The organism is Bradyrhizobium sp. LMTR 3 (assembly GCF_001693485.1).
Taxonomy (GTDB): domain Bacteria; phylum Pseudomonadota; class Alphaproteobacteria; order Rhizobiales; family Xanthobacteraceae; genus Bradyrhizobium.
Genome location: NZ_MAXC01000053.1, coordinates 24488 through 37432 on the forward strand (window position 1 = coordinate 24488; position 12945 = coordinate 37432).

The 12945-nt window shown below is 56.4% G+C and carries 6 protein-coding genes; 3 read left to right on the plus strand and 3 right to left on the minus strand.

Annotated features, from left to right (window positions below; genetic code table 11):
* The first annotated feature begins 452 nt into the window (after positions 1 to 452).
* The 3 genes from LMTR3_RS32370 (at position 453) to LMTR3_RS32380 (ending at position 10850) form a co-directional block, all read left to right on the plus strand.
* Positions 453 to 6920, plus strand: coding sequence for a non-ribosomal peptide synthetase (locus LMTR3_RS32370; protein WP_065749034.1), 6468 nt, complete (start codon positions 453 to 455; stop codon positions 6918 to 6920).
* The gene (locus tag LMTR3_RS32375) at positions 6913 to 8334 is read left to right on the plus strand and encodes an MATE family efflux transporter (protein ID WP_065749035.1); all 1422 of its coding nucleotides are present in this window, start codon (positions 6913 to 6915) and stop codon (positions 8332 to 8334) included. Before LMTR3_RS32370 ends, LMTR3_RS32375 begins: the two co-directional genes overlap by 8 nt.
* Before the next feature lie 1190 nt (positions 8335 to 9524).
* Entirely contained in the window at positions 9525 to 10850 is a 1326-nt protein-coding gene (locus LMTR3_RS32380) for an MFS transporter (protein WP_065749036.1), read from the plus strand.
* A gap of 535 nt (positions 10851 to 11385) precedes the next feature.
* Here LMTR3_RS32380 and LMTR3_RS32390 read toward each other — a convergent pair.
* The 3 genes from LMTR3_RS32390 to LMTR3_RS32400 form a co-directional block, all read right to left on the minus strand.
* On the minus strand, positions 11386 to 11988 hold the full coding sequence (locus LMTR3_RS32390; protein ID WP_065749038.1) for a mobile mystery protein B: 603 nt from the start codon (positions 11986 to 11988) through the stop codon (positions 11386 to 11388).
* Positions 11985 to 12449: a mobile mystery protein A gene (locus LMTR3_RS32395; protein ID WP_065749325.1), complete on the minus strand. Its 465-nt coding sequence runs from the start codon at positions 12447 to 12449 to the stop codon at positions 11985 to 11987. The genes LMTR3_RS32390 and LMTR3_RS32395 overlap by 4 nt, the downstream gene beginning before the upstream one ends.
* A 108-nt stretch (positions 12450 to 12557) precedes the next feature.
* Positions 12558 to 12848 carry a hypothetical protein gene (locus LMTR3_RS32400; protein ID WP_065749039.1) on the minus strand — a complete coding sequence of 97 codons (291 nt, stop codon included), beginning with the start codon at positions 12846 to 12848 and terminating at the stop codon, positions 12558 to 12560.
* Positions 12849 to 12945: the final 97 nt, after the last annotated feature.

Sequence of the window (12945 nt, forward strand, 5' to 3'; positions counted from 1 at the left end):
GTGGAAAACGGTAGCACGCCTCTGTGTTGGTTCTTGCACAATCGATGTTACCGCTTGGTCGCCGCGGGCGACCTGTAGCCCGGCGAGCGCCAAGCCCCCGCTTTCATGAGGAGCGCACCAAATCATTGTGCAGGCGCCTACAAATGAAAGAACTCACAAGCCGGAGCGAGTCTCTGGGCGCGCTTGGTTGCGGATGCCATGCAGACTACCCGAGTGTCTACTACAAGATCTGGTAGATGCCAACGCCGACTTGAGGCTCTAGCGTCCGGCCGTGTTCCCCTGCCGATCATCGCGGAAACAGTAGTGAACGCAAAGGACGAGAAGTTAAGAAACGGGCAAAACGGCACAGTATGACTGGCAGAACCAGGGTGGCTACGCATTGCACACGCTCAATCAGGATCCTTGGTGTTCTGATTTAAGGGTCGCAGAAAGCGACGAATGGCGGGAAGCGTATGCCTACGGAAAATCGATCAAGCAAAAATCAGCTTGTGGAACTGCAATCGATCGACCCGATCACGGCGATCGATCGCCTTGCTAGATCAGATCCGGAAAGGGTTGCGCTGAGGTACGGCGTAGACGAACTCACCTACGAAGCGCTGCGATTAAGATCGGATGCCCTCGCAAGGACGTTACGAGAGCGGGGCGCTAACGGCATGGTCGTTGGCTGTTGGGGTGAGCGGGACCTCGACTGGGCGACGGCGGTAGTTGCAATTTTGAGGGCTGGAGCAACGTACCTGCCTCTCGATCCATCGTTACCGGCTTCGCGTACATCATTCATGATCGAGCAGAGTCGCTGCGCTCTGATTATTGGCCCAGACCAGCTGGATTTGTTCAGCAAATTGCAGGCGAGCAGCAAAGGCACGGCGCAATTCATAGCGATAGAGGCGGCGCTGCGCGAGGGCCAGACTTCGCCTGTTGTACCACCATCGTGCGAGGATGGACTCGCCTATATTCTGTTTACGTCGGGTTCGACGGGCAAGCCTAAAGGCGCAATGATCGAGCGCGCAGCCCTAAACAATCATTTGGTGGCAAAGATTGATGCCCTAACCCTCACTCGGACTGATTGCATCGCGCAGACGGCATCGCACTGCTTTGACATCTCGCTGTGGCAGCTTCTGGCAGGGCTTTGCGTCGGAGGCTCGATCGCAATCATTGATGATGCGACACTGAAATCGCCAGTATCCCTCCTCAAAGCAATTAAAGGATACGGCGTGACGGTTGTTCAATTTGTTCCGTCGATGCTTGCAATATTTGTTGAACATCTGCAGTCGCTTGCGGCGGCTGAGCGAGCTCTGGACAGTTTGCGGATTATTTCAACGGTCGGAGAACCTCTAACACCCGGACTGGCGCGTGCGTGGCTGGCCTTATATCCCCGGGTCCCCATTCTCAACCACTACGGGCCGACCGAGTGCGCGGACGGCGTTACGCATCATCTGGTTTCCGTAGCGCCTGCGCTGGCTGACTCTTATGTGCCGATCGGCAAACAGATTTCTAACCTTATGGTTTATGTCGCCGACGGACCGAGGCTGTGCAATACGGGAGAGGTCGGCGAAATCTGTGTTAGCGGCGTTGGTGTCGCTGCTGGTTACGTCAATGATGACGTTCGCACCAAGGATGCCTTTGGGCCAAACCCGTTCTCAAACAACCCGTCGTTCCAGCGCCTATACAGGACAGGTGATCTCGGGCGCGTTCGTTCCGATGGCCTCTTGGAATGTCTTGGTCGACGGGACCGTCAGGTCAAAATCCGCGGCCACAGAATTGAGCTTGGAGAAATCGAGGCCCGCCTCGCCGCTCATCATTTGGTACGTGGCGCCGTCGCGGTCGCCTCCTTCTGCGCAGGCGTAAAGCTTATGGCGAGAGATATAGCCAGGGCCGAGGGGGAAACTGGATCGAGACGACTCATCGCGTACGTGTCAGCTCCGGCTGAAGTAACGGAAGGCGAGCTTCAGAACTTTCTTGCCGAAGCGCTTCCCACCTACATGCTCCCAGAAAGGATCATCCACCTCGCCAGTATTCCACTGACCAGAAACGGAAAGGTCGATTTTGGAGCATTGCCGGACCCGGCCAGTGTTCGCCCTCTATTGCCGACGCCATTCGAGGAGCCGAAAACAGAGCTCGAAGCCCAGCTGTGTCAAATTTGGTCCCGCGTTCTGCGTATTGAGAACATTGGCGTGATGGACCAGTTCATAAGCCTCGGCGGAGACTCGCTACGGGCAATGCTCATATTGGGCCAGTTGCAGACCCAGCTCGGAGTGAGAACGGATTTCAGGCTGGTCCTGAATGGAACGATCCGGTCTCTTGCGGCTTCGATCTCGGCCCAAGTCGAATCCAAACCGTGCACAGCCCCGACGCACGGAAAGCTTATGCGGTCGCCTCTGACGCGAGTACAGGAGCACCTTTGGTTTCTCTCGCAGCTCGATCCGTCTGCAAAGAACTACATCATTCAAGGCGGCCTGCGAATAAAAGGAATCATTGATCTGACCGCGTTCAATCGCGCCTGGACCGATGTCGTTCATTCTCATCAGGCATTTTCGGCGCGCTTTATCGACGAGGACGGTCCGGTTCAGCTTTTTGATGCTCCGCAATGCGCAAGTCTTGAACTGGCTGATGCATCTCTTCTCACGGCGCAGGAAGCTGAGGAGCTGATCGCAGAGTTACGGCGAACAGAGCTGAACGGCAGCTTTGATCTCAGCCAAGGCCATCTGTTTCGCGCGCGCATGATCCGTTTTGGCCCTGACAACCATCTCATACTGATCACCGCTCATGAAATTATCATCGATGCCTGGTCGATCGCTGTTCTACTCAGAGACCTTCGACAAAGGTACGTAGATGCCGCCGCGTTCTTGCCAGAGAACCGCGCCTCACTCTCGACCTACGCGGTCTGGGAAACACAACACGTTACTGCAGAGGCGCTAGCCAACCAACGTAGCTATTGGCGTCGTCAGATTGGTGATGATCCGCCGGTGCTTTCGCTTGGAACGGGACGAGCGCGGCCACAGACAAATTCCTACCGCGGCGCCTCGCATGCGGTGCTGCTTGGCAGCGAGCTCTCCAATCAGGTACGTGAGTTTGCGCGCCGAAATCGGTGCACGACGTCGACAACACTCCTCGCCTGCTTCAAGCTGCTGCTGCGCACGTATAGCGGTCAGGACGATATTATCGTTGGCATACCGCACGTCGTACGGGATCAACCTGGCAGCGCCGAGATCGTTGGCTTTTTCCTGAATATGCTACCAATCCGCACCGCGATCGATGTCGGCGAGTCCTTTGCGGTTCATGCCTTGCGCATCCAGGGCATCGTCAGCGATGCCATCGCAAATTCGGCGTATCCGTTCGGCTGGATGGTAAGAGATACCCGGCTTCATCGCGAAGCGGGACGATCACCGATCTTCCAGGTCATGTTCAACATGTACTCCGAGGCCGCGGAGCCACTTGGCCAGCATGAGTTGGATCTCACATTCCGCGAATATGAGACCGGCTATGTAAAATTCGATCTGACCTTGTATGCACAAGATCAGGGCGATGAAATTGCCCTCCAGCTCGCGTATGCAGAAGACATATTTTCCAGCGATCTGATTCTCCGCATGGCCGACAATCTGCGCTGTCTAATTGCAGCCTGCGTTGAGAAGCCTCTTGCGCCCATTAAAGATCTGAGCTGCCTCAGCGCGTCAGACGTCACTATGCTGGACTCGCTGAATAGCTCGGCGCAGCCATATGAGACTGAATGTCCGCTTATCGAAGCCTTCGAGCAAATCAGCGTCTCAAATCGCAGCCAGGTGGCATATTTTGGTGATTTCGGTGAGATCACATTCGACCACCTGCGTGAGCGCGTAACAGCTATCAGGTCGGTACTGCGGGCTTCTGACGTGGGGGCTGGCGATATGGTCGCCATGCTGGTCGACCGGTCGCCTGACGTGGCCGCTATCATTCTTGCGGCACGAGCCTTGCAGTCCATTGTTGTCCCTATATCGCCGGATTATCCGCGTGATCGGATCGAACATATTTTGCAAGATAGTCAGGCAAAGCTTTTGGTTCACGCAAATGCCTCGGATCCTGGTTTTGACGTGCCGTCGATTTGTCTATTGACCCTTGAAGGGTGCGGCGCGCCCGCGCACGATTTTAAGTGCAGCGACAAACCATCAGACCGGGGAATTGCGAGTCTCATATACACCTCGTCCTCAACCGGGAAGGCGAAGGGGGTTCTTATTCCGGAATTGGCAATTCTCAATCGACTGAACTGGATGTGGCGACGCTTTCCCTTCGAGAGTACCGACGTGATGGCTGTCCAGAAGTCCGCATCACTTGTTGCGTCGGCATGGGAGTACCTTGGGGGGCTTCTGAGAGGTTTGCCCGCGCTGATCTTGACCCAAGAGCAGTTGCTGGATCCAGATCTGTTGTTGTGCACGTTGGCGAGACGTCGCGTGACACACCTATTTGCCTCGCCGCCGCTCCTATCCGGCCTCATTGCTTCCCAAGCACGGCACCCGCGACCGACCGCCTTGCGGATGGTCACAAGCGGCGCCGAACCGATGCCTTGCTCGCTCCCGGTTCGCTGGCGTGCGTATTTCCCGGACGTGCCGTTGTGGAACTTCTATGGTGCTACGGAATGTGCATCCAATGCAGCGGTCTACGAAACATCGGATGCCTACGACGGCTCCTCGCTCGTCCCCATTGGGCGCCCAATTGATAACGTCAAACTCTACGTGCTCGATAAGCAATTGAAGAGAGTCCCTGTCGGTGCCGCCGGTGAACTCTGCATCGCGGGACGCTGCGTGAGCGCTGGGTATTGGCGGGATCAAGATCGGACCAATCGCTGTTTCGTGCCGAATCCGTATGATGATGGGCAATACAGCGTTCTTTATCGAAGTGGCGATGTCGCACGCATCTCAACCAGCGGCCTTCTCGAGATTTGCGGCCGATCGGACAACCAGATCAAAGTACGGGGCTTTCGCATCGAGCTGGAGGAAGTCGAAACGGCCCTTGAGTCTCATCCGGCAATCGCAAAGGCCGCTGTCGTCGCAGAAGGCGCCGATGACCATCGTCGCTTGATCGCTAGCGTGGTTCCGGCTCGCGAGGGTCTAAGCTCTGGAGATATCGTCACCCACCTGCGCCATACATTGCCGTCCTACATGATTCCCGCCGCCTTCCGTTTGGTTGATACTATCCCCCTTACGGCGAGCGGAAAGATAGATCGTGCTCGCCTGTCGTCCGTTCCTTACCGCGAGGTCGGGCCTGTTCCATCTGCTGAGCCCCGCACCAGGAAGGAGCGTATTCTTGCTGGAATCTGGCAAGATCTATTACGCGCCAAGTGGGTCGGAATCGATCAGAGCTTCTTTGATATCGGCGGAGACTCTCTTCTAAGCGTGCGCTGCGTGACGCTGGCGCGCAAAGCCGGACTGAATCTTGCTGTCGACCAAATCTATCGAACACCGACCATCAGGGAATTGGCGGCAGACGGAGCGGCGGTTACACTCCATACCTTCCCTTCCGCGGATGCCTCATTGCCGGTTATCCCGGCAATCGCATCTTGGAACCGTCTTGTCGGCTTCGATGAGCATTTCAATATCGGCGATCTGTTCTTCTTGCCCGGCGGCATCCTGAATATCCGAATCCTCGAGCGCGCCCTTGCCCATGTCATGGATAGGCACGAAGGCCTCAGACTCCGTGTTGCCCGAACCGACGATGGTCTACGTCTGACAATCGGACCTTCCGTGGCCGAACGCCTCGTGGAGGAGATCGACCTTGTCGGAATGACCGGCCTACAGCAGCGTAAGGCTATCGAGAGCGTCTCAACAAGACGTCAACATATATTTCGGTTTGACGGCCAGACGCCTCTTGTTAACGTCACCGTGTTCCGCACATCGGAAAGCGGCGATTACTATCTGCTGGTCCTGATGCATCATTTTGTAGCGGACGGGATAGGCTATCGACTGTTTTTGGAAGCATTGGATGCGGCGTACAACGCCCTTGCCTCAGGCCACACCGTGAGTGGTCCTGAGAACATACAAATGCTCTCTCCATGGTTGAATCGCCTTGATCGCTACGCCAATTGCGAAGCGCCCGCCGAACTCAAATTCTGGGAGAGCATTGACTATCATCAGTTCAATTTTCATGTCAGCGACACTTCATCGGGCGGCGCGAGCTTTTCGAAACTAACCGCGAGAGAGCTTCACTATGCACACCTTGAAGGTCGCGTGGATGAAGCAAATTGCCGACCGCTTTGGGAAGATCAGGCCAAATACCATCTCGAGATTGACAAAGAAGCGACAGCTGATCTGCTCAACATTACAGCCAGATTGGCACATTGTCAGGACTTTGATGTGTTTCTTGCCGCTATATCTGGCGCCTTTGGACGCGTTTTCGGCAACTATTCGCTCTGGATTGATAGCCTTACCTCAACCCGAGGTCGGCTGTTTGACGATCTCGATCCATCTCAGATCATCGGCCATGTCAGCGAGCTCGTTCCGCTTCCCTTGAGTCTCACCGGAATGGAGTCTCGTCCAGATCGTGCTCGTTCAATATACAGCCAGCGCAATGCCCTGCCGCGCAGGGGGATAGGCTTTCGGGCCATGAAGTTCCTAAACCGAGATCCAGCCGTGCGGAGCCGGATCGATCGCCTGCCCCTACCCAGAATTGGATTGAATTATCGAGCGGGTTTGCAGTGCCATTTTCCACGCCGTCTCTTAGCCAAGGAACCTTCTCCCCTCTGGATCGGCGAAGACATGGATGAAGCGGCCGCGATTCACCTCTTCTGGTTCGATGTCGGATATCAAGCCGGGCATCTCCAGATCGAATCGAGGTATAATCCAACCGACGTCGGTTATGAGGTGACCCGCAATCTTTGCACGGTGTTGCGACAGGAGCTGTTGCAGACGATCAGCGAATTCGGAAGAGCTCGGCACACTTTTATCCATGAATGAGCCGGATGCGGAATTCGCCGTCAAGAGCGATAGCGATGTCTTGCCAAATAAAAGGCAGCACATCGATCTCTCGGACTCCAATCTCGTGAGCCTTATCCTGCGGCTCGCCATCCCGTCTGTTGTTGGCTTATCGATCAACGCGTTACAGGAGGTCGTCAACGCAATCTTTGTTGGCGCACTTGGCGCGCAGGCGATCGCAGCTGTCAGCATGACCTTGCCGATCGTGGTCCTGCTCGCGGCAGTCGGACAGGGGATCGGTGTTGGAACAGCGTCCTTCATATCTCGTCATCTTGGCGCCGGTGAGTACCTGGAGGCGAGTCGAGGCGCGAGTACTGCACTCGCGCTAGCCGCTCCGATCGGTATCTTCTTCACCGTCGCTCTTCTTCTAAATCTGCGAGGGATCTTCGTAACGCTCGGGGCCACTCCAACCATCATGCCCGTGGCGCTCGACTACGCAGCGACGCTATTATTCGGGTACACCCTGATGCTTCTAAACATGGTCAACGGCTTTATCGTAAGAGCCGAAGGCAATACACGATTCAGCATGTGGACGATGATTACCGCCTTCATGCTCAATGCTGCGCTTGATCCCGTCTTCATATTCTTACTGGACCTCGGTGTGCGTGGCGCAGCTCTCGCAACGCTGGTATCTCAGATCGCTGGTATTAGCCTTTATATTGCGTATTTTATGAAGCTTCGCGGAATAGTCCTCATTAGGATATCTCACATCTCGTTGCGAGCAGATCGCATCAGACAGCTGGCTTTGATAGGGGCGCCGGCGACCATGACCAGTGTTCTATCTGCTGTTGCTGTTATGCTTTTGTACGGGGCTGCTGCGCCGTTCGGCGACGATTCCATCGCTGCCGTGGGAATAGCTGTGCGAATCTTGACGATCGGCGCACTGCCTATCACCGGCTTCTGTATAGGGTCTCAAGCTATCCTGGGGTTCGGTTGGGGCGCGCGCGACTTTGCTCGTGTATTAAAGGCTGCGAAGTTCATACTCTCCATGACTATCGCTCTTTCCGTTGCGTATTCTGCGGCCGTTGTGAGTTTTGCCCGGCCGTTGGTCAGGTTGTTCAGCGAAAGTGATAAGGTCACGGAAATTGCCGTCTCGGCCTGCATCGTCTTCCATCTCTTTTTTGGACTTTTCGGTATTCAGAGTTTCGTGACGACAATGCTTCAGTCGTTTGGGAGAGCACGCCTCAGTGCGATTGTGTCCTTGGCGAGGCAGGGCTTTCTCTTCATACCGGCCGTACTGTTATTCCCGCTCATATGGGGCTTCAACGGACTGTTGGCCAGTCAGGCAATCGCTGAATTGGGCGCCGGAATGATCGCGCTGTTCGTCATCTTCCACCAGTTCGCTGAGCTCAAACGAGCGCTCCGGGATGCTCAGTTTCGAAGACGGTTCTGGTGAAGACCTCGTCAAAATGCTTCTTATCGAGCTCGCGGAGACGGGCCATTTGGGCATAGTCGAAGACATTGCTGTGAAAGGCCCAGCTCGTCTGCAAGCCGCGGCGGCACGTCGAGATGAGCGGCCGCGTTGAGACGATATCGCCGCAAATTGGGGATTACAACGGCTTGCAGCACCAAAATCCTATGGAGTAAGCATCGGCGAAGGTGCCATCGGCCGCCACATGGGCCCGGCCGGCTCCGCGAGCGGGATCAAGCTCGAGGATCGATTCCCTCAGTGACACCGAGCGTCGGATGCTGCACCAGCTTTCCCAAACGGGCAGCGAACCGCTCCTGGTCGGCGGCATCGTGTTGACATTGGTTGCGGAAGAAAGATGACCTTGTGCTCGCGTAGCACTCTTTTGATTGCAGCAATCGTCGGGTCCGGGCAAATGCGTGCCGGTGGCGAAAACAGTGCATCAACGTTCATTAATCAAAGGAATATCTCATACTGGCACACACAGCGCAGCCGCGTGTTTTGTCCTGCTGCATTGTCGCGGATACAACAGGCGCAGATCGCCAGATAATGTCTCGGCCTCGCCCTACGCACGCAACACCCGCGATCAGCGCATATACGTCAGGTCCCGGCTCCGGCAGTGAGTTTTCTGAAAGTCGTCCATTCGGCCCTGACGAGCTGACTGTGGCACTTCAGTTTAGGGGAGAGCCAAAAGGATACTTGCGAGAATGCGCCTTTGACGCCGAAAAGGTCGAGAGGCAATGGTGCGCAGCGTGAGCGAAGGCGGCTGGTGCCCTTGGTGCGGGCTCGATATGGCGCTAAAGGCCCGCGGACATCATCTGGCGTCGAAAGACAACACCGATTCACGAGCTCGAACCGTACATGTGCTGCCGGCACTTCTCTGAGCTACAAGGCTCCTTTCAAGCGCAGCCATCTGGTTGCGCTGCGCCCAAACAATCACCGATCGCCAATACCCGATCCGCGACGCCGAACGCGATCGCTGGCGTTGTCGGCGGGGTTTCATCGTCGGGGCAAAGATTGTAATAGGCCCACGTACAGGCTCGCGGCTGCGCCGCAGTGATCCAGCTTTTGAGATGGTGAGTCGCGCGAACCGGCTTCTTACTCATGCGGAGCGCAAGGTGCTCCACATCATTGATCGGAATGTTCTAGGATTGCATTCGAGATGGATCCAAGCATGCATGGCTAAACAATTCAATCAGCGAAGCTCGAAGCCAACCCTCCTTGCGGCAGATGAAGGCTTGACCAGCCATGCCGTGTTGGGCGCGACGATCGGCAATATGCTCGAATTCTACGATTTCGGGACCTATAGCTTTTTCGCCATCCAGATCGGTCACGCGTTCTTCCCGGCGAAGGATCAGTTCGCCAGCCTCATGCTGTCGCTCGTGACCTTCGGAGCGGGTTTCGTGACCAGACCCATCGGGGCCATTGTGATCGGCTCGTACTCGGATCGAGTCGGACGCCGGCCCGCAATGACCGCCAGTTTTGTTATGATGAGTGTCGCGATACTCGTGTTGGCTGTGATGCCCTCGTACGACACGATAGGAATCGCCGCTCCGTTATTGGTTATTTTCGCGCGTTTGGTGCAGGGCTTCGCCCTGGGAGGCGAAGTCGGTCCGACGACCGCCTATCTGATGGAAGCGGCTCCGGCCGGACGCCGGGGCCTTGCCGTCTCGTTTCAGCCTGCCAGCCAACAAATAGCTGCAACGGCCGGAGCGCTAGTCGGAGAAATACTCTCCCTCACTATGACAAGCGAGTCGCTGGATGCGTACGGATGGCGGATCGCATTTCTGCTCGGCGCCTGTACGCTGCCGGTCGGACTTTGGTTGCGCAGGGCCCTCCCCGAAACGCTGCACCGACCTGAAGCGCCCGCCCTCGCCGTTGATCCCGCAAGGAAATTGCGTGCCAGCCGCCGCATGATGAGCTTGGGATTGATTATTTTGGCCAGCTGCACGATTATCACCTATGTCACGGAATATATGACGACTTATGCACTGAACACCCTGCAAGTTGCCGCGCCTCTCGCCTTTGCGACGACGGTCGTCAGCAATGCAGTAGGGATTGCTGCCGCACTCCTGGGCGGTTGGCTCGCAGATCGGGCCGGACGCCGGCCCATCATGATATGGCCGCAGATCGCCGCGCTGCTGATGACCTATCCGGTGTTCTTGTGGATCGTAGAGAGCCGCAGTCCCATGGCGCTTCTCGGAGGTCTCGGCGCGCTCACCCTCGTCGGAACGATTCCGTATAGCGCCTTCTATGTTGGTATGGCCGAAGGCTTGCCCAAGAGCATCCGAGGCGGCGCCTTCGCGACGATCTACGCTGTTGCGATAGCGACCTTCGGAGGCACAGCTCAACTCGTCGTCGCTTGGCTGACCCACGTTACTGGGAACGCGCTGGCGCCCGCTTGGTACATGCTTGTCGCTACCGCCGCCGGACTCTGCGCCATGCTGATGATGCCCGAGACGGCACCGTCCAAAATTCGGGCCGCGAATACGCGGAGCCCGTAACAGCTTTGGACAATGCGACAACGGGTTACGGCTCCAGCCAGAGCCGCTTGCTGCCGCTCGTCCTGTCGGCGGCGAAAACGATCCGTGCGGCCTTCATCTTCAACCCGACGAGAACGTGTTTGAGATTGGAGATCAGTCGTCGCTGCACTTCCTGATGCGGCCCCTCCGGGAGACATTTCCGGATCCAGGCCTCCTAATCGGATCCGGTCGAGAGATTGACGTAGCCTGAGGGCTGCTCGGGTAGCTCGATAAGGCAGAACAAATTCGGCCTCCGTGTATGGTCGTGTCCCGCAACCTCTAGGAGAGCGCGCCTTGCGATCGCGGTCAGTCTGCTTCGTGCGTCCGGTTCGCTATGCCGGCGCTGCGGGATCTCCTTCTGGCCGGTTGCGACGATCTTCAACGCGCCGTCGGACAAGCTTGACGAAGCCTATTGTGAGGGCTGCGATGGCCTTGCCGATGCCGGCGGTCGGAATTGTGACGGTACGGCTCATGCGCTCCCCCTTCGTGCGCCTACCATCGCTTTTTCACGTCGTTGTCAGCGGCCACCGTTAGGATTGCAGAAGGCCATTAGCGGGGTGAGATTGCCTGCGTCGGCAGCCTTCAGCGCTGCAATATAGGTAGTGCGCCGATCATTCATTTTTTGAAGGTCGTATCCACCCGCCCAATCGATAGGCTTCGCACCATAGACCCGCTCAAGCATCGTATCCGCCATGATCCGAGAATGCCGTCCGTTTCCGTTTGGAAATGGGTGGATTTGAACCAGCCGATGATGAAACCGTGCCGCTGCCTCCAATTCAGGATATGTCTTATTTTGTGACCAGTACCGCGCGTCATCCATCAACGTCCGCAATTGAACGGGGATGTGAAGAGGATCGACGCCGATATTCTTGCCAGTCTTGCGGAACGTACCTGCCCAGTCCCAGACGTCGCCAAACATCCGCTTATGCAGGCTAACTGCAAAGTCATCCGTCAGAACCTCGCCGCGATGGCGGCCAAGCCATTGCAAACCGGACTCGATATTCGCTTGCTCAAGTTCGTCCAGCTCTTCACGAGTGGTGATGTGCTTGAATTTCAAGCCCCCGAGCTCGTTGGGGTCTAGGGGTGTGGCGCCCTCCGGATATTCTGTCAGCCCGGTCATTTGTCGCTCCAAAAATTGGACGGCATCTCCCGCATGAGGTCGGCTGCTATACGTTCCACTTCCGCAGCGATCTTGGCATTGGAAAGTGCTTGGTCCTCAAGCGCCATGTGGGTGCTTGCCCGACCGACTAACGCCTGCGCCTTTTTTCGCGCCTGAGCAGCTATGACATCCTGGATCGTTCCGACGGGAAGGACGGCGTAGACAAACCGGCAGCCCATGGCCTCCGCTGCAGCCTGCATCGATTTCAGGGTTGCTGCGCCAGTAAGTTCAGCCTGCTCAATCTGAGGGATGCGAGCCCGGGTGACGCCCAACCTCTTCGCCAGCTGGGTGCCAGACATGCCTAGTGCGTTTCGGACCGTTCGGAACCACCCTTCCGGCGGTGTCCGCAAAGCGGCGTGGTCTGCCGCTGCCTTGTCGACAAGCCTCTGATATTGCTTCTGAACTACGTCTTGAACACTCATTTGCATACTCATAGCTTGACAGATCGCCAGGACTTGTATAGATAAAACTATACGAGAATGGCACTGAATGTCAATCTATAGCTTTACATTCTAATCTGAATGTAAAGCTTAAACTATACAAACGTTCGGAACGGTCGCCTCGCCCCAAGCGTAGCCAGTCGGCTTCCGATTGCTCGATTTGAGGTTCTTCCAAGATTTTTTATTGGACATGCCGACTTGGTCTGCCTCTTTGGCCCCCGTGACATCGATCATGTTGGTCATGAACTGATCGTAGTAGTTTCGAGCCTTCTCATCCCGACCAGGCTCCGCCTCGTAGATTTGTCTGCGGATTTTCGTCTCCAGCGATTTCCTCTCCCGCGCCTCCAACCGGGCCAGCGCCTTGAGCTTCCTTTCAAACAAGAACCGCTCGCGTTGATGGTGCCGGCCAAGCGCTTCGTTTCAAGACGCTGGCGTTCGGCAGGATTGATCTTCGGATCTTCCGAAGCGGCGCGATAAC

Excerpts from the sequence above, each read along its gene's own strand:
- LMTR3_RS32370 (WP_065749034.1), top strand. The coding sequence starts at position 453 with ATGCCTACGGAAAATCGATCAAGCAAAAATCAGCTTGTGGAACTGCAA.
- LMTR3_RS32375 (WP_065749035.1), top strand. The coding sequence starts at position 6,913 with ATGAATGAGCCGGATGCGGAATTCGCCGTCAAGAGCGATAGCGATGTC.
- LMTR3_RS32380 (WP_065749036.1), top strand. The coding sequence starts at position 9,525 with ATGGCTAAACAATTCAATCAGCGAAGCTCGAAGCCAACCCTCCTTGCG.
- LMTR3_RS32390 (WP_065749038.1), bottom strand. The coding sequence starts at position 11,988 with ATGACCGGGCTGACAGAATATCCGGAGGGCGCCACACCCCTAGACCCC.
- LMTR3_RS32395 (WP_065749325.1), bottom strand. The coding sequence starts at position 12,449 with ATGAGTGTTCAAGACGTAGTTCAGAAGCAATATCAGAGGCTTGTCGAC.